The sequence below is a fragment of the Pseudomonas sp. T8 genome (assembly GCF_024610635.1).
In the GTDB taxonomy this organism is placed as follows: domain Bacteria; phylum Pseudomonadota; class Gammaproteobacteria; order Pseudomonadales; family Pseudomonadaceae; genus Aquipseudomonas; species Aquipseudomonas chlororaphis_I.
The window spans coordinates 2,859,729-2,876,739 of record NZ_CP102374.1 but is presented as its reverse complement, the minus strand read 5'-3'; the positions used below and the strand labels follow the sequence as shown (position 1 = coordinate 2,876,739).

Below are 17,011 nucleotides of genomic sequence, written 5' to 3'. Positions count from 1 at the left end.
AGAAGCCCCCGTCACCTCAGTGGTGACGGGGGCTTTTTTGTGGCCCTTGTAGGAGCGAGCTTGCTCGCGAAGATGGCCAACGATAATGCGTAGGCATTGAAGAAATGCGCTGTGTTTGAGTTTTTCGCGAGCGAGCTCGCTCCTACAGAAGAACTGCGGTCAGGCCTGATCTTTGGGCGAGCTGGTCATAATCTCAACACCTTCACCACGTCATCAATCACGGCCTTGCCCATGGCCGTCAGGTAATGCGCAGCCCAGGCGTGGCGATCGGTGTCTTTGGTGTAGGCGGCGTCCTCGGCAAAGGCCTTGGCCAGGAACAGCAGGTCGGAGGCTTGGGCCAGGGCGTCGCCAATGGGGACGCCGGCGCTGACGTGGAACAGCGGGCGTTCTGAGCAGTAGAGGAAAGGGGTTAAGCCGACTGTTGTCAGGTTTGAAGATTGGGGCGGATTTGCATTGTTCATGGACCAACTCCTGAATTTGAGGAGCTGCCACGTTCGTTTCCAAGCGAATGGGTGGCAGCTGTACGCAGGTTGGAAAACCGGGAATCCAGGAAACCGGCAGACCCGAAGGTCTCCCACGCACAGCCGCCATAACTGATGGATTGCAGGCGCTAAATTCGCCTGCAATCACTATGGGGTGCTAGTTGCCCAGACTCTTCGGGTTTCCAAGCCCGATCGCTGAATAGTCAGCGACGTCTGGAGCCTATCCCGTCGAAGCGAAGGCCAACAAGGCAGCAAAGTGCTCTAGCGCATCCCCTTACGCAATGTTCGGAGTTTGCCTACAACCTCCGCGGGAGTCATCCGGCATTGCGATGTTTCACCTTCGTTTGGCACCTTGAGGCGTTCCGGCAGCGTGCTGGCGGGGAGGTTCCAACGGGTCGGCCTTGCGTTTTCAGCAGGCGTAAAAAAGCCCCTGCAACCATCAGGCTGCAGGGGCTTTTGATACAACGGCAATCAGATCACTCGTCGGCGACCTTGTCCTTGCCCTGGCGTTTCTCGATGACGTTGACCAGGCGCTGGGCCAGGGCCGGGTAGTTCTCGTCGAAGTGGTGGCCGCCCGGCAGCTTCATGGCTTCGCCGACGGCGGTCTTGTCGGTGCAACCGCTTTCGTCGACTTCTTCCTCGCCATAGATGCACACCACCTTGGCCGCTGGCAGCTTGGCCATTTCCGGGCCGGTGGCGGCTTCCTTGCCAGCATTGCCCAGCCAGCCTTCGACTTCGATCTCGAAGCTGCCGGTGCGGGCGAAGGCCAGCAGGATAATGGCGTCGACCCGCTGCTGCTCGGCTTCCGGCAGGCGGTTGTAGATGGCTGGCAAGACATCGGCGCCGAACGAATAGCCGGTCAGCACGAAGCGCTTGGTGCCCCATTTCTGCCGGTAGTGCTGCATCAGTTCGGTCAGGTCGGTGGCGCTCTGTTCCGGGGTCTTGTGCTGCCAGTAGTAGCGCAGGGTGTCGATGCCGACCACCGGGTAGCCGATCTTGGCCATCTCGCCGGCCACGTCGCGGTCCAGGTCGCGCCAGCCGCCGTCACCGGAGAGGAACAGGGTCACGGTGTCCTTGGCCTGGCCGGCCGGCACTTCGACCACCGGGATGTTCAGGCCGCCATTGTCCGAACCCACCAGCAGCTTGCGCAACTCGTTGTTCAGCACCTGGGGCAGGTGAATGTCGTAGTCGCTGATGCTGGTGGTGGCATTGGGGGTGTCACGCACGAAGCCGGCGCTTTCGTCATCCGGGTTGTCGTTCCAGGCCACCAGCCAGTGGCCGTGGGCCAGGGTCTTGGGCAGTGGGTCGGTGCAACCCGGAGCCGGGTTAATGGTGAAGCCCACCGACACGGCCTGGGCCTTGTCATCGTTCTGGGTGGCGATCCAGCGCCAGGCCAGGGCGGCGCCAGGGCCGATGCCGCTGACCAGGGTCGCCGGGCCCTTGAGTTGGCCAAGGGCGTTCTGCAGGGCTTGTTCCTGCAGCTTGCAGTCGTCCTTGGGCAGGATCACCTGGACGATCTGCGCCGCGCCGCCGCGGCTCAGGGCCAGGAGTTGAGTATCGGTCAGGGCCTCGTCGGCGAGGACGGCCACGGCGACCCGGGCCTTGGCCTGGGCGGCCGGGGTGACGCGGGTCAGGGTCGAACCATCGGTCTGGGCCAGGTGTTCCAGGGTCGGTTGGGGCGCCGGACGATTCCAGTACCAGTAGCCGCCTCCCGCTATCAGGGCAAACACCACCAGAGTGGCTAATACATACCGCCAGGAGCGTTGAATCATCAGCGTTTCACCAATCCAGTCAGGCCGCCCGCAATCAGGGCGGCGGTATCGGCCAGTGCCACCAGCGGATCCAGTCCGGCGGGCACGGCCATGTAACGAGGTTCCCAGTCAGGCTGGAATTTGTCTTTGAAACGGCGCAACCCTTGGAAGTTGTACAGCTGCTCACCCCGACGGAAAACCATCGATCCAAGGCGCTGGGTCAGTGGCGCGCCACGCCGGGGTTGCAGGCCCGACAACGGCACCATGCCCAGACTGAAGCGGGCATACCCATGGTTTTTATAATGCTGGATCAGGCCGACCATCATGAACTCCATGGTCAGCTTGGGAGCCTCCGGGTGGGCGCGCATCAGGTCGAGGCTGGCCAGGTCATGGCTGTAGGTCTCGAGCAGGTTGGCGAAGGCCACCGGACGTCCTTCAAAACGAATGATCGCGATACGGAAATGCTTGAGGTAGTCCTCGCTGAAACGTCCGAGGGAGAAGCCTTTCTCGCGGACATTCTTGCCGGTCAGCCAGGCATCGGAAATGACTTTCAGTTCGTCCATCGGCGCGTGCCCGGCCTCATGGATTTCCAGCGACAGGCCGTCCCGGGTGCCACGGTTCCAGGTGTAGCGCAGGTCCTTCATCTCCTTGCCCTTGGCTTCGAGGTCAAAGCGGTTCAGGTCGACCCGGGCTTCTTCACCGAGCTTGATCGCGGTCAGGCCGATGTCCATGTAGTACGGCAGGTTTTCCGCGCGCACCTGGTAGAACACCGGGCGCGCATGGTGGACGTCGCACAGGTCGCGGAACTGCCAGATCATCTCGGCCCGTTGCTGGGTCGGGCCAATCGGGTCGTACAGCGCCACCAGGCTGCGGCCGCGCCGGGCATACATGAGGAAGGCATCGTCGTTGGGGTGGAACAGCAGGGCCTTGTCGCCGGTCAGGGACAGGCCGCCATCGGGCTGGGACGAGGCCATGAGGATCTTCGCCGCGCGGTCCAGTTCCTCGCCATTGGGCAGGTGAATCACCGGGCGCGCGGTGCGCAGCAGCCAGGTCAGGGACACCACCACCAGCAGTACCGCGGCCCCCAGCAGCGAACGCAGGCCCCGCGGGGCATCGGCGTCGAGGGTGAACTGCCACCACAGCTGATGGCTGTAGGGCACGTCCTGGTAGGCGAACAGCAGCAGCCAGATCGACGCACCCAGCACACAGACGCTGGCCACCAGGTACAGCGGCGAGAACGGCAGTTCGGTGAGGCGGCTCGGCCGGTAGAAGGAGCGCCGGAAGATCGCCAGCAGGCTGGCGGTCAGGGTCATCAGGCTGGCTTCTTCCCAGTCGAAGCCCTTGAGCAGCGAGAGCACCGCGCCGACCAGCAGCAGGATGGTGGTGAGGATCCAGGCCGCGGACAGGCGCCGGCGCAGGCCCTGGGCCAGCAGCAGGCAAAGCACTCCGACCAGGCTGGCGCCGAAGTGCGAGGCATCCACCAGGCGGTGCGGGATCAGAAAACCGATGTGTTGCAGGCGGGTGTCGATTTCCGGAGTCACGCCGGAAAACAGCAGCACCACGCCGGACAGGAACACCAGTACCGCGAGGATCGGCGCCGCCAGGCCCGAGGCCGCCCGCAGCGATTGACGGGTCTGGAACAGGCGCTGGGCTTCATTGATCAGCAGCAGGACGCAGGCCACCAGCATCGGCAGGATCACGTAGATCAACCGGTACAGCAGCAGGGCGGCGGCCAGTGGCGCCGCGCCGAGCTTGTCGGCGAAGGCGGCCAGCAGAATCGCTTCGAACACCCCGACGCCGCCGGGTACATGGCTGAGCACGCCGGCCGCCAGGGCCAGCAGGTAGACCAGCAGGAAGGCGCCGAAGGGCGGTGCTTCGGGCAGCAGCAGATACAGCACGGTGGCTGCGGCGGCGACGTCGAGGGCGGTGATCAGCAGTTGCAGGAGCGTCAGGCGGCGTCCCGGCAGGCGCAGGGTGCGGCGCCCGGCCTTGACCAGCAGGTTGCCCGGCAATGGCTGTTCGGGCAGGCGGCGCCGGTAGATACCGATGACCAGGATCGCGCAGAGCAGCAATACGGCGCCGGCAATGCTGGCCAGCAGGCCTTCGGAGAGGCGCAGGGCGGCGGACGCGGCAGGCAGGTTGCTCAGGGTCGCCAGGGCCGCGAGCGGTGGCAGGGCGCAACCCAGGGACAGGCTGGCGAACAGCGTCATATGGGCGACGTCGCCGGCGCCCACGCCATGCCGGGCATAGAGTCGGTAACGCACCGAGCCACCGGAGAGCAGCGACAGGCCGATGGCGTTACCGATGGCAAAGGCGGTGAAGCCCCCCAGGGCCAGGGTGCGCGACGGCAGGTTCACCCCGGCGTAGCGGCTGGCGGACCATTCGTAGCCGAGCAGGATGACGAAGCCGACCACGGTCGCGGCCAGTGCGCCGAGCAGGGCCGGTTTAGGCACGTCGAGGATCGAGTCATGCAGGGCATACAGATCCAGCTCGCTGAGCAGGTGGCGACAGGCAATCAGGGCTATGCCGAACAGCAGCAGGGTCACGACCATGCCGATCGGCTGGCGATATTTGCTCAACAGTTCCAGCCAGCGCAAGCGGGTGGCCGCAACCGGTTGGTTCGTTGTAACGGTATCGGTGTCTTGTGAGTCAGACGAGTTGGCGCGCATCAATCACCTCGTGGATTGTGCGCGACAGGATGGGGGTATCCAGCCAAGTTACCAATCCCTGCAGAAAAAATAGTTTCAAATATTAACGCGTCTCACCATGGCCCTGCGAGCCCGGACGGCCAGCGTTTTCAAGTGGCAGCCTGGCAATGAGCATAGCGGGTTGGAAAGAGTGGGGGAGGTGACTGACGGTTCACGGGAGATTGCCAGGTCATTGTTGCGAAAAGATTTTTCCGACAGATACAAAAAAGGCCACTCTTTCGAGTAGCCTTTTTTGATGTTTGGTTGCGGGAGCCGGATTTGAACCGACGACCTTCGGGTTATGAGCCCGACGAGCTACCAGGCTGCTCCATCCCGCGTCTGTGTGGCGGCATTCTACAGACGAATGCTGGAGTGTCAACCGTTAATGATCCATTGAGTCAAATAAGTGTTGGATGACTCGCAAGGCGGGTTAAGTCCCGGTGGTGCAAAGGGTTTTGTTTTTTGCGCGACATCGCGCAAGGCATGGCGATAAAAGCGGCGCGCACAAAAAAGGCCACTCTTTCGAGTAGCCTTTTTTGATGTTTGGTTGCGGGAGCCGGATTTGAACCGACGACCTTCGGGTTATGAGCCCGACGAGCTACCAGACTGCTCCATCCCGCGTCTGTGTGGCGGCATTCTACAGAGGATCGCCGGTCTGTCAACCGATCAGGCGAAAAAAACTGTTCTCGTTCAATCGCTTAGCTTGAAAAAGCAGCCTTTGAATCAGCCTCGGGGGCATGCTGCACAAGGCTTTCAGCTCTATTGAAGGGCTCTGGCCGATTGAGGAAATAAATTCATCTTCCGATTTTTCTGGCGCCGGGCAGGAGAAATCAAACTACTGGTGCTATATACAGTTCTCGGTGAGATACTGTCGCCCTGTTTCGTGATCGACCTCTTGCTTCCATGAACTCTGCCTTTATATGACGCAGCGCAAAATCATCCACATCGACTGCGATTGCTTCTACGCCGCCATCGAAATGCGCGACGACCCGCAATTGGCCGGCAGGCCGATGGCGGTGGGCGGCTCGGCGGAGCGACGCGGGGTGATCGCCACCTGCAACTATGAAGCCCGTGCCTTTGGGGTGCGTTCGGCCATGTCCTCGCGGCATGCGCTGACGCTGTGCCCCGACCTGCTGATCGTCAAGCCGCGCATGGAGGCCTACCGGGAGGCGTCGAAAGAGATTCATACGATCTTTCGCGACTACACCGACCTCATCGAGCCTTTATCCCTGGATGAGGCCTACCTGGACGTCTCCGACAGCCCCAACTTTGCCGGCAGCGCCACCCGTATCGCCCAGGACATTCGCCGCCGGGTCTCCAATCAGCTGCATATCACGGTGTCGGCCGGGGTGGCGCCGAACAAGTTCCTGGCCAAGATCGCCAGCGACTGGAAAAAGCCCAACGGCCTGTTCGTGATCACCCCGGACCAGGTCGAGGACTTCGTTTCGGCCTTGCCGGTGAACAAGCTGCATGGCGTGGGCAAGGTCACGGCCGACAAACTGGGGCGCCTGGGCATCGTCAACTGCGAGACGTTGCGCGAATGGAGCAAGCTGGCGCTGGTGCGCGAGTTCGGCAGTTTTGGCGAGCGCCTGTGGAACCTGGCCCGGGGCATCGATGAGCGGCCGGTGCAGAACGACAGCCGTCGGCAGTCCATCAGTGTGGAAAACACCTACGACGTCGATCTGCCCGATCTGCAGAGCTGCCTGGATAAACTCCCGGAGCTGATGCAGACCCTGGCCGGCCGGATCGAACGAATCGACAGCAGTTACCGTCCGGGCAAGCCGTTCGTCAAAGTGAAGTTTCACGATTTTACCCAGACCACGCTCGAACAGGCGGGGGCAGGGCGGGACCTGGAGAGTTATCGGCAGCTTTTGACCCAGGCGTTCAAGCGCGGGGACAGGCCGGTGCGGCTATTGGGGATTGGCGTGCGTTTGCAGGATCTGCGTGGCGGGCATGAGCAGCTGGAGTTGTTCAGCCCTTCCTGAAAGCCCAAACAGCCTGTAGCCGCTGCCGAGCCCCCGAGGCTGCGATCGAGGTGGGCGGCATTCCGACGCAGTCCTCGCAGAGCCTGAGCGTGCGGTTTACCAGGAAGAACAGGTTGCCCGGTTTACGGCCGTTGGCCGATCGCAGCCTCGCAAGCTCGGCAGCGGCTACAGGTGTGGTGTGCCAGCCTGTAGCCGTTCCAAGTCAATGGGCGCCAGGATCGGCGACCAGGCGGCCGGCGTTCTTGGTCAGCGACTTGAGAAACTCGCTTTGCAGCTCCGGATCGTTGCGGGTCAGTTCGATCAGGCTCTGTTCCAGTTCGCTGGCTTCCTCTTCCAGGCCCAGCTCAGAGAGACGCTTGACCCGGTGTACCCACTGGCTCACTTCGTCATCCTCGAGGTCGTCGTAGATCAGATTATGCGCTTCCAGCAGCTTGCCGCGCAGGGTGTTGCTGATGGCCAGCGACGAGTCGGAATGCACGTCGTCCTGGGCATCCGCGACGCTGATCTGCAGCTGGCCGATGTGGTTCAGGTCCTGCTCGGAAAACGGGCTGTCCAACAGGTTCAGGCGCAGTACGCCGTTGCGGTCGGTGCTCAGCTCATGGGTTTCCTTGCCGGCCTTGACCTGCACCGGGCGTTCGCTCCAGGGCAGGCTCGAATACTCCACGCGCTTGTCGCGCTGGACTTCATCGATCCCCGCCAGGTTCTGCTGCGCCCGGCCGTGGGACTGCACGTTCATGAACGGGTTGAGCCCGGCCACGCCGTAGCTGATCCAGTCCTTGGTGACGCTGTCCGGCAGGTTGCCCAGGGTAAACACATTGACCACGTTGGCGCCGATACCGGCGACCACGGCTACCGCGCCCAGTGGGATCTCGTAGAGCTCCCGCCAGGGTTGATAGGGCGTGTAGCGATCGTAGCGGCGTGTGACTTCGAACTCGGTGACTTCGAAAGTCTTCTGCTCGTGGATGCGTACCCGGCGTTGCGGCAGCTCAAGCACCTTAGGCTCACCGACATCGATCTGCAGGCTGTGATCGAGCAATTTGCGCTCGACACGTTCCTCGTGCTCGCTGCGTTGCGACATCTGGTTGGCACAGCCGCTGAGCAACAGGGCGCCGCACAAGGCGGCGCCACCGAGGCTTAAGGTGTTTCGCTTGAACATGACTTCTCTATCTGGTTTCAGCGACGGATACGGGCTTGGAGGAAGGACAGCACGTCAGCCACTGGCAGCGCTTGCGCCTCGGCTTCGGTACGGCTCTTGTATTCCAGGTTGCCTTCGGCGAGGCCGCGGTCGCTGACCACGATCCGGTGTGGAATGCCGATCAGCTCCATGTCCGCGAACTTGATGCCCGGGCTGGTCTTCTTGTCGCGGTCGTCCAGCAGCACTTCGAAGCCGGCGGCGGTGAGTTGCGCGTACAGCTTGTCGGTGGCTTCGCGAACCTGCTCGGTTTCATAGCGCAGCGGTACCAGGGCGATCTGGAACGGGGCCAGGGCGTCGCTCCAGATGATGCCGTTCTCGTCGTTGTTCTGCTCGATGGCCGCAGCCACCACGCGGGACACGCCGATGCCGTAGCAGCCCATTTCCAGGGTGACCGGCTTGCCGTTCTCGCCCAGCACTTCGCACTTCATCGCCTTGCTGTACTTGTTGCCCAGCTGGAAGATGTGCCCGACTTCGATGCCGCGCTTGATTTCCAGGGTGCCCTTGCCGTCCGGGCTCGGGTCGCCGGAGACGACGTTGCGCAGGTCGGCCACGGTTGGGACCGGCATGTCGCGTTCCCAGTTGAAGCCGAAATAGTGCTTGTCGTCGACGTTCGCGCCGATACCGAAGTCGCTCATCAGGGCCACGGAACGGTCGACGATGATTGGCAGCGGCAGGTTCAGCGGGCCCAGGGAGCCGGCGCCGGCGCCGATGGCGTCACGCAGTTCGGCTTCCGAAGCCATGACCAGCGGGCTGGCGACGCCAGGCTGGTTGGCGGCCTTGATTTCGTTCAGCTCGTGGTCGCCACGGATGATCAGGGCGATCAGCTTGCCGGCTTCCTCGGCGTGCACCACCAGGGTCTTGACGGTCTTTTCGATCGGCAGGTTGTAGCCTTCCACCAGCTGCGCGATGGTTTTCGCGTCAGGGGTGTCGACCAGGCGCAGTTCTTCGCTTGGCGCCGGACGCGAGGTTTCCCGTGGCACGGCTTCGGCTTTCTCGATGTTCGCCGCGTAGTCGGAGCCGTTGCTGAAAACGATGTCGTCTTCGCCGGACTCGGCCAGTACGTGGAATTCGTGGGAGCCGGCGCCGCCGATGGAGCCGTTGTCGGCTTCGACCGGACGGAATTTCAGGCCCAGGCGGGTGAACACGTTGCAGTAGGCCTGGTGCATGCGGTCATAGGTGATCTGCAGCGATGCCTGGTCGGCGTGGAAGGAGTAGGCGTCCTTCATGATGAACTCGCGACCGCGCATCAGGCCGAAGCGTGGACGGATTTCATCGCGGAATTTGGTCTGGATCTGGTACAGGTTGATCGGCAGCTGCTTGTAGCTGCTCAGCTCGTTGCGGGCCAGATCGGTGATCACTTCTTCGTGGGTCGGGCCGGCGCAGAAGTCGCGACCGTGGCGATCCTTGAAGCGCAGCAGTTCAGGGCCGTACTCCTCCCAGCGACCGGATTCCTGCCACAGTTCAGCCGGCTGGGTGCTCGGCATCAACACTTCAAGCGAGCCGGCGGCGTTCATTTCTTCACGAACGATGGCTTCGACCTTGCGCATCACCCGCAGGCCCATCGGGAGCCAGGTGTACAGGCCCGAGGCCAGTTTGCGGATCATGCCGGCGCGCAGCATCAGCTGATGGCTGATTACGACCGCATCGGAAGGCGTTTCTTTCTGTGTGGCGAGCAAAAATTGACTGGTGCGCATGGTAGGCCGTTGTCGGTTGCTGAAGACTAGAAATGACGAAGCATTGTACGGGCGAGAACCGTTGGCGTACAGGATTGCGGCCGGGGGAGGTCGGGGCGCCGGATGAATGCCGGTATGCCCCGGGGTTTCCTAGGGTTCTTCGCTGATCGCAGTAGCGGGTGGAGGCGCGGGTGGCGTGGCTTCGGGCGCTTGCGGCGGTTCGGCGCGGCGGCTTTCCTGGAACCAGTGCAGGGCGATCAGGATCAGGGTCGGCACGCCGAGCAGAGCGGTGATCAGGAAGAAGTCGTGATAGCCGAACTTTTCCACCATGACCCCCGAATAACCGCCGATCAGGCGCGGCAACAGCAGCATGATCGAGCTGAGCAGGGCGTACTGGGTCGCCGAGAACTTCAGGTTGGTCAGGCTCGACAGGTAGGCGACGAAGGCCGAGGTGGCCAGGCCCGAGCTGAAGTTGTCCAGGGAAATGGTCACCACCAGCATCTGCAGGTTGGGGCCCATGTCGGCCAGCATCAGGAACAGCAGGTTGGTCGCGGCCGAGGCGGCGCCGCCGATGAACAGGATCGGCAGGATGCCGAAGCGCACGATCAGCAGGCCGCCCATGCCGGCGCCGACCAGGGTCATGATCAGGCCGAAAATCTTGCTGACGCTAGCGATCTGGTCCTTGGTGAAGCCCTGGTCGATGTAGAACACGTTGGCCATCACGCCCATCACTGTGTCCGACATCCGGTAGGTAGCGATCAGGCCCAGCAGCAGCAGGGCTTGCCAGCGGTAGCGCAGGATGAAGTCGTTGACCGGCGTCAGCACCGGGGCCAGGCCGCGGCGACCCATGGCCGACAGGCACAGCGCGGTCAGAATGGTGTAGAGAATGGCGCGCAGGAACGCCCGGTCTTCCAGCAGCAGGTCCAGCAGGCTGACACCTTCGAACAGCACGCTGGCGAAGTCGGTGTTGTACAGCTGGGTGAACATCGCCGGCACGGACACCAGCAGCACGATCAGCACGAATACCGACACCAACTGGTGCAAGAAGCTGTAGCGCCCGGCCGACAGCTGGGTGCGCAGCGGCACCGGCGGTTCGCGCATGAACAGGGTGGTCAGCAGGGCCGGGATCATCAGCACGCCGAACAGCACATAGGTGCCGGTCCAGGCCGAGTGCTTGTAGCTGAAACCGGTGGAGCCGAAACCTTCGGCAAAGAACAGGGCGCCAGCGGTGGCCAGCAGGGCGGCGACGCGGTAGCCGGACATATAGGCGGCGGCCAGGGCAGCCTGGCGGCTGTCTTCGGCGATTTCCAGGCGGTAGGCGTCCACCGCGATGTCCTGGGTGGCCGAGGCAAAGGCGACGATAACGGCAATGGCGATCAGCCAGGACAGGTGCTTTTGCGGATCGCAGAAACCCATGCCGATCAGCCCGAGTAGCACCAGCGATTGCGACAGGACCAGCCAGGAGCGGCGGCGGCCGAGTTTGCCCAGCAGGGGCAGGCGCCATTGGTCGAGCAAGGGCGACCAGACCCATTTGAAGGCGTAGGCCAGGCCGATCAGGCTGGCGTAGCCAATGGTCTCGCGGGCCACACCGGCTTCGCGCAACCAGACTGAAAGTGTCGAAAACACCAGCATGTAGGGCAGGCCGGCGGCGAAACCAAGCAGCAACAGCACGAGCGTCGAGGGGCTGGCATAGGCGGCGAGCGCGGCGCGCCAGGTTTTACGGGGCATGGGCTGGAGTCTGCCTCAAGAATTACGGAAACAAAGCGCGCACTCTAACCGCTGTGCTCTACCGGACGCCAGCCATGGCGCCGAATATCCACACGATTGTTCAGGATCGAGACACCTTCCATACGCAGTCGCGCGCGCTGTTCGTCGCCCGATGCACTGCCCACGGGCAGGCTGATGCGCCCGCCCGCGCCCAGTACGCGGTGCCAGGGCAGGCTGGTGTCGGCGGGCAGTTGGCTGAGGGTCCGCCCAACCCAGCGCGCGGCGCGGCCCAGGCCCGCCATTTCCGCCAGTTGCCCATAGCTGACCACCTTGCCTTCCGGGATTTGGGCCAGGGTCAGGTAGAGCGCCGTGCGTCGGATTTCGGCGGGGCTTTGGCTGGTGTCGGGCGGTTCGATCACGTTCGGAGGTTCCTGATGCAGGCCTGTAAACCGTCTGTAGGACAAAGGGTTTATTAACCGTTGAGGATTGAACTCACTATAGATAGTCGAGTCAGTCCCTACCTGAGGTTTTATTCATGTGGATAATGCCGGTTTTTTTCGCAAACTCGAGTCCTGTATCTGTTTATGTTGTCCAGAACCCTGCTGTGCCTTGCCGTTTTCAGTACCTCCACACCTTTACTCGCCGATACCGTCTGGTTGAAGAACGGTGACCGTCTGACCGGCAAGATCAACGTGTTCGATGGTGGCAAGTTACTGATCCAGACCGAGTATGCCGGGGCCATCCCGATCGACTGGAAGCAGGTCAAGACGCTGGAGAGCGATCAGGAGCTGCTGGTCAAGCAGGACGCCTACACCGGCGAGAAGGCCAAGTCCCTGCACGCGGCGGAAGACGGCAAGGTCACCCTGGCCAATGGAGATACGCCGAAGACCGTTGAACTGGCGAGCATCCAGCAGATCATGAAGCCCAAGCCAGTGGTCGAGGATCTGGTGTGGAAGGGCAATGTCGACATGGCGCTGGACTATCAGCGGGCGGAAAAGGACACCGACGACTACGACATCGACTTCAAGACCTCGGCGCGCCACGGCAAATGGCGACACACGGCGGAAGGCGAGTACAACCGCGAATTCCAGAACGATGTCGTCACCACCGACAACTGGCGCGCCGAATACGCACTGGACCGCTTCCTCACCGATAAGTGGTTCTGGCAAGGGCGGCTGAACTACAAGCGTGACAAGGTCGAGGATCTGGCCCGCCAGCGTGTGGTGGGTACCGGCCCGGGTTACCAGTTCTGGGATAACGAACTGGGGGCGTTCTCCCTGGGTTCGCTGCTCAACCGCACCGACTACGAGTACAAGGATGGCGGCAAAGACAACTTCTATTCCCTGGCCATGAAGTGGGACTACAACCGTTACCTGATTGGCAAGCGGGTCGAGCTGTTTACCAATGGCGAGGTGGGCAGGCCGCTGTCCAATATTGCCGATTACGCCCTGGATGCCGAAATCGGCCTGCGCTACAAGGTCACGGAGTGGGCGTCGCTCAACCTCAAGGCCGAACGGGACATCATCAGTGGCACCAAGGAGAGCGATCTCAACAAGACCCGTTACACCGCGGGGTTTGGCGTCGCCTGGTAAGCTCACAGGCCCTGAAATGAAGAAGTCCCGCGGTTTGCACCGGCGGGACTTTTTTGTTTGGCAGCGCAAGTGCTGTCTCAATAGCGCTGTGTCATGCCCGGCTCAACTGCATGCGCCTTGACGGGCGCCTGTCTGGTACTGGCATTCGCTCTGCAGGCTGCCGTCCTGGTTCCAGAGGCGCATCCAGCCATGCTCTTTGCCATCCAGGTAATCCGTAGATGATTCCATCTGACCGTTTTCGTACCAGGTAACGGCAGGGCCTTCGAGTTTCGCGTCCTTGTAGATCTTGTGATCCTTGAGCTGGCCGTTGTCGTACCACGCCTTGAAGTCGCCCTGCTCGCGGTGCTGTTCATCCCATTGCCACTGGAGGGTTTGCGCGCCCTGTTCGTTCCAGAGGGCATAACTGCGCTGGGTGCCGTGTTCGTCGTTGAATTGTTTCTGCTTTACCTTGCCGTTGGGGTGGTACTGGATTTGCCAGCCCACGGGCTGGTTGTCGACGAAATCGACTGTGCTTTCCAGGGTGCCGTCAGGGTAGTAGGACAGGCTCGGGCCGACTTTCTTGCCGGCAACGAACTGTCCGCTGTCTTTGATCTGGCCATCCGGGTAGTAGCTGATAGCTGGGCCGTCCGGCAGATCTGCACGGTAGCTGATGCGCCCGACCCGCTTGCCGTTCTCGTCGTACTCCAGGTATTCGCCGTCGACGCGTTTGCCCTGGCGCCAGTTGTAGGAGTCGGCGACTTTGCCATTGTCGTGATAAGTGCTCTGCCAGCCCTCGAGGAGACCGTCCCGATAGTTCGAGCGTTTAACCACGACACCGCTCTCGGAGTAGGTCAGCGCCTCGCCCTGGCGTTTGCCATTGAGGTCATAACCAACGCTGTGGCGGACCTGTCCGTCCGGGTAGTAGGTTTTCGAGGCGTGAACAGCCTTGCCCGAAACGAAGTCCTCGGCGCTGACGAAATAGTCCCGGCGCAGGGTGCCTGACTCGACGTAGAAGATTTTTGCGTTCCAGGCCTTTTGCCGGTCGTCGTAGCTCATCGGCATCGTCAGGAAATACGAGGCCTGGCCTTGGCCTGTCGGCGCATAGTGTTCGTCGAGGTAGAGCTTGCCGTCGACCAGGGAGGCTGTCAGTTCAGCGCACTCCTGGGCGGTGCAGGGCCGGACTTTTTCGAAAAAGGCTCGTTTTCCGTCGCAGTCCGAAAGTGTCAGCAAGAGTGGGGCCCGGTCATCGATCAGTTGCTGGATTTCTTCCAGGACCTGGCCGAACGACTCCGCGGGGATGCCTGAGGATTCCGGCGTGAGGTAAACCTCGTTGCTGCCGCAACGATGGGCGCTGGAAAGCTCCAGCAGCACTGCGCGCCGCAACTCGGGTTGTTGTGTCGAGTCCTTGGCAATGTAGCTGGCGTTGCTGTCCATGCCGACGATGACCGTTGGATGGTCGGGGCGAGGTGTGGCGTTGAGTGCGAGAGGGAGGGCGAGTGTGAGCACCGCTGCGCTCAACAACTTCCAGTGTCTGAACGGCATCCTGCTATTTCCATATGATTGTCCGAGGGGGCGGATCATATAGCGTGGGTGCCATTAAGCAAAAACATCCGGGCACAAAAAAGCCCCGCTTTGAGGGCGGGGCTTTTTACTGTTTCAGTACAAGTTAGATAACTTGAACTTCTTCAGCTTGCATGCCTTTCTGACCGCGGGTAGCGATGAAAGAAACCTGTTGGCCTTCTTTCAGGCTTTTGAAGCCGTCGGATTGGATAGCTTTGAAGTGTACGAACAGGTCGTCACCGGATTGTGGAGTGATGAAGCCGAAGCCTTTTTCATCGTTGAACCACTTAACGGTACCGGTTTGGCGATTAGACATGGTGTATCTCCTTGGACAAAGTTAACTGCGACTCAGGAAAAGCCCTGGCCGAGACTGAGTGCAAAGAGCAGGAAAAATTCTTGGAGATGGTTGGATCGAAATTCAACATCGTGTAGAGATTCTCAGTGACACAAGCAGCACAGTGGCGCCACCTTAACCCTTTTTCCGGAACCTGCCAATGTTCTTTGCCAAGGATTCGCGCTTTTAGTGACTGGCGGTGCCGTACATAGCCTCCAGCCCACAAGTATTGCGGCTTTCAGCGAGAAAAGCGGTGCAGACTTTGAACCCGCAGGCGCACCCCGGTAAGATGCCGGACAGATTTTTTCCACCTCGCTATTTCAGGACACCCGCCATGAGCATCAAATCGGACAAGTGGATTCGCCGCATGGCGCAAGAGCACGGCATGATCGAACCTTTCGTGGAGCGCCAGATGCGTGGCGAAGGCTCGGATCGGCTGATTTCCTTCGGTGTCTCGAGCTACGGCTACGATGTGCGTTGCGCCGATGAGTTCAAGGTGTTCACCAACATCAATTCGGCCACCGTCGATCCGAAAAACTTCGACGCCGGCAGCTTCGTCGACATCAAGAGCGACGTGTGCATCATTCCACCCAACTCCTTCGCCCTGGCCCGCACCGTCGAATACTTCCGCATTCCGCGCAACGTGCTGACCATCTGCCTGGGTAAAAGCACCTACGCCCGTTGCGGCATCATCGTCAACGTCACCCCGCTCGAGCCTGAGTGGGAAGGCCATGTGACCCTGGAATTCTCCAACACCACCACCTTGCCGGCGAAGATCTACGCCAACGAAGGCGTGGCGCAGATGCTGTTCCTGGAGTCCGACGAAGAGTGCGAAGTGTCCTACAAGGACCGTGGCGGCAAGTACCAGGGCCAGCGTGGCGTGACCCTGCCGCGTACCTGAGTCCGTCGTCTGACGAATAGCGGGAATTCCTCAGCGGGCAGATACTCTAACCAGAGGACTGCCCCGGTTTGCGCACAGCGGACCGTGCTTAGCTCAGGAGTGCCCCATGAAGATCGATCCGCTTATAAGCGCCACACTTGCCAGACTTGAGCCCAATCAGGTCGGCGTCCTGGCCTGGTCACTGCTGGCGCACCCCAGTGTGGCAGGCGGCATTCCCGGTCAGCCCGACCCGGATACCCCGCAACCCGCCGAGCCGACCGAACCAGGCGAGCCGACCTTGCCGGACGAGCCGCCTCCCGCTCCTGTCGCCTGATTGACGCCATCCCCCAGAAAAAGGCCAGCCCGCCGAACCTCATCGAGGTCCCGGCGGGCTGGCCTTTTCCATAGAGGCGCCTGGCTTACTTCAGGTTGCCGCTGAGGAACTGCTGCAAGCGCTCGCTCTTCGGATTGCCCAGCACCTCTTCCGGCGTACCTTCCTCTTCCACCAGGCCCTTGTGCAGGAACAGCACCTGGCTCGACACCTTGCGGGCGAAACTCATTTCATGGGTGACCATGATCATGGTCCGGCCTTCCTCGGCCAGGCCCTGGATCACCTTGAGCACTTCGCCCACCAGTTCCGGGTCGAGGGCCGAGGTGGGTTCGTCGAACAGCATCACTTCCGGCTCCATCGCCAACGCCCGGGCAATTGCCACCCGCTGTTGCTGGCCACCGGAGAGAAAGGCCGGGTACTGGTCGGCCACCCGGGAGAGCAGGCCGACCTTGTCCAGGTAACGCCGGGCGCGCTCCTCGGCGTCCTTCTTGCTGACGCCCAGCACCCGGCGCGGGGCCATGGTGATGTTCTCCAGCACCGTCATGTGGCTCCACAGGTTGAAATGCTGGAACACCATGGCCAGGCGCGTGCGAATCCGCTGCAATTCGTCGGCGTCGGCCACGTGCATGCCGTGGCGGTCCTTGACCATGCGGATCAGCTGGCCGTCCAGGCTCATGGCGCCGTCGTCCGGGGTTTCCAGGAAGTTGATGCAGCGCAGAAAGGTACTTTTGCCCGAGCCGCTGGCGCCGATCAGGCTGATCACGTCGCCGGTCTTCGCCTTGAGCGAAACACCTTTGAGCACTTCATTGTCGCCGTAGCATTTATGCAGGCCTTCAATGGTCAGTTTGTACATGG

Annotated in this window: 14 protein-coding genes and 2 tRNA genes; 4 read left to right on the top strand and 12 right to left on the bottom strand. The window is 61.7% G+C overall.

Annotated elements, in window-relative coordinates:
* Window positions 1-185: 185 nt before the first annotated feature.
* From NRG23_RS12840 to NRG23_RS12820, 5 genes are all read right to left on the bottom strand, one after another.
* On the bottom strand, window positions 186-461 hold the full coding sequence (locus NRG23_RS12840) for a DUF3077 domain-containing protein (protein WP_016702028.1): 276 nt from the start codon (window positions 459-461) through the stop codon (window positions 186-188).
* A gap of 497 nt (window positions 462-958) precedes the next feature.
* Window positions 959-2,254, bottom strand: coding sequence for a virulence factor family protein (locus tag NRG23_RS12835; RefSeq protein WP_135006294.1), 1,296 nt, complete (start codon window positions 2,252-2,254; stop codon window positions 959-961).
* Window positions 2,254-4,902, bottom strand: a complete 2,649-nt coding sequence (gene mprF, locus NRG23_RS12830) for a bifunctional lysylphosphatidylglycerol flippase/synthetase MprF (protein ID WP_257374683.1) — start codon at window positions 4,900-4,902, stop codon at window positions 2,254-2,256. Before mprF ends, NRG23_RS12835 begins: the two co-directional genes overlap by 1 nt.
* A gap of 279 nt (window positions 4,903-5,181) precedes the next feature.
* Window positions 5,182-5,258, bottom strand: a tRNA-Met gene (locus NRG23_RS12825).
* Between the two features lie 206 nt (window positions 5,259-5,464).
* Window positions 5,465-5,541 (bottom strand) — tRNA-Met (locus tag NRG23_RS12820).
* A 299-nt stretch (window positions 5,542-5,840) separates the two neighbouring features.
* On the opposite strand from NRG23_RS12820, the gene dinB reads away from it, so the two are divergent.
* Window positions 5,841-6,905 carry a DNA polymerase IV gene (gene dinB, locus NRG23_RS12815; RefSeq protein ID WP_124301199.1) on the top strand — a complete coding sequence of 355 codons (1,065 nt, stop codon included), beginning with the start codon at window positions 5,841-5,843 and terminating at the stop codon, window positions 6,903-6,905.
* 202 nt (window positions 6,906-7,107) lie between these two features.
* Here the strand turns inward: dinB and NRG23_RS12810 are convergent, their stop codons facing one another.
* From NRG23_RS12810 to NRG23_RS12795, 4 genes are all read right to left on the bottom strand, one after another.
* Entirely contained in the window at window positions 7,108-8,061 is a 954-nt protein-coding gene (locus tag NRG23_RS12810; RefSeq protein ID WP_257374682.1) for a hypothetical protein, read from the bottom strand.
* 17 nt (window positions 8,062-8,078) lie between these two features.
* Window positions 8,079-9,794 carry a proline--tRNA ligase gene (locus tag NRG23_RS12805; protein ID WP_009047346.1) on the bottom strand — a complete coding sequence of 572 codons (1,716 nt, stop codon included), beginning with the start codon at window positions 9,792-9,794 and terminating at the stop codon, window positions 8,079-8,081.
* 129 nt (window positions 9,795-9,923) lie between these two features.
* Window positions 9,924-11,501, bottom strand: coding sequence for an AmpG family muropeptide MFS transporter (locus tag NRG23_RS12800; RefSeq protein ID WP_028681821.1), 1,578 nt, complete (start codon window positions 11,499-11,501; stop codon window positions 9,924-9,926).
* 44 nt (window positions 11,502-11,545) lie between these two features.
* Window positions 11,546-11,899, bottom strand: a complete 354-nt coding sequence (locus tag NRG23_RS12795) for an MGMT family protein (protein ID WP_028681820.1) — start codon at window positions 11,897-11,899, stop codon at window positions 11,546-11,548.
* A 165-nt stretch (window positions 11,900-12,064) separates the two neighbouring features.
* Between NRG23_RS12795 and NRG23_RS12790 the strand changes: the two genes are divergently transcribed.
* Entirely contained in the window at window positions 12,065-13,072 is a 1,008-nt protein-coding gene (locus NRG23_RS12790) for a DUF481 domain-containing protein (RefSeq protein ID WP_257374681.1), read from the top strand.
* A gap of 102 nt (window positions 13,073-13,174) precedes the next feature.
* Here NRG23_RS12790 and NRG23_RS12785 read toward each other — a convergent pair whose 3' ends face one another.
* Together NRG23_RS12785 and NRG23_RS12780 are read right to left on the bottom strand one after the other, a co-directional pair.
* Window positions 13,175-14,593: a toxin-antitoxin system YwqK family antitoxin gene (locus NRG23_RS12785; protein WP_257374680.1), complete on the bottom strand. Its 1,419-nt coding sequence runs from the start codon at window positions 14,591-14,593 to the stop codon at window positions 13,175-13,177.
* Window positions 14,594-14,717: 124 nt separating this feature from the next.
* Window positions 14,718-14,927, bottom strand: coding sequence for a cold-shock protein (locus NRG23_RS12780; RefSeq protein ID WP_002554837.1), 210 nt, complete (start codon window positions 14,925-14,927; stop codon window positions 14,718-14,720).
* Between the two features lie 352 nt (window positions 14,928-15,279).
* On the opposite strand from NRG23_RS12780, the gene dcd reads away from it, so the two are divergent.
* Both dcd and NRG23_RS12770 read left to right on the top strand, forming a co-directional pair.
* On the top strand, window positions 15,280-15,846 hold the full coding sequence (gene dcd, locus NRG23_RS12775) for a dCTP deaminase (RefSeq protein WP_009047351.1): 567 nt from the start codon (window positions 15,280-15,282) through the stop codon (window positions 15,844-15,846).
* A gap of 106 nt (window positions 15,847-15,952) precedes the next feature.
* On the top strand, window positions 15,953-16,159 hold the full coding sequence (locus tag NRG23_RS12770; RefSeq protein ID WP_016702032.1) for a hypothetical protein: 207 nt from the start codon (window positions 15,953-15,955) through the stop codon (window positions 16,157-16,159).
* 85 nt (window positions 16,160-16,244) lie between these two features.
* On the opposite strand, the gene NRG23_RS12765 is transcribed toward NRG23_RS12770, so the two are convergent.
* Window positions 16,245-17,009: an ABC transporter ATP-binding protein gene (locus tag NRG23_RS12765; protein ID WP_257374679.1), complete on the bottom strand. Its 765-nt coding sequence runs from the start codon at window positions 17,007-17,009 to the stop codon at window positions 16,245-16,247.
* Between the last annotated feature and the right edge of the window lie 2 nt (window positions 17,010-17,011).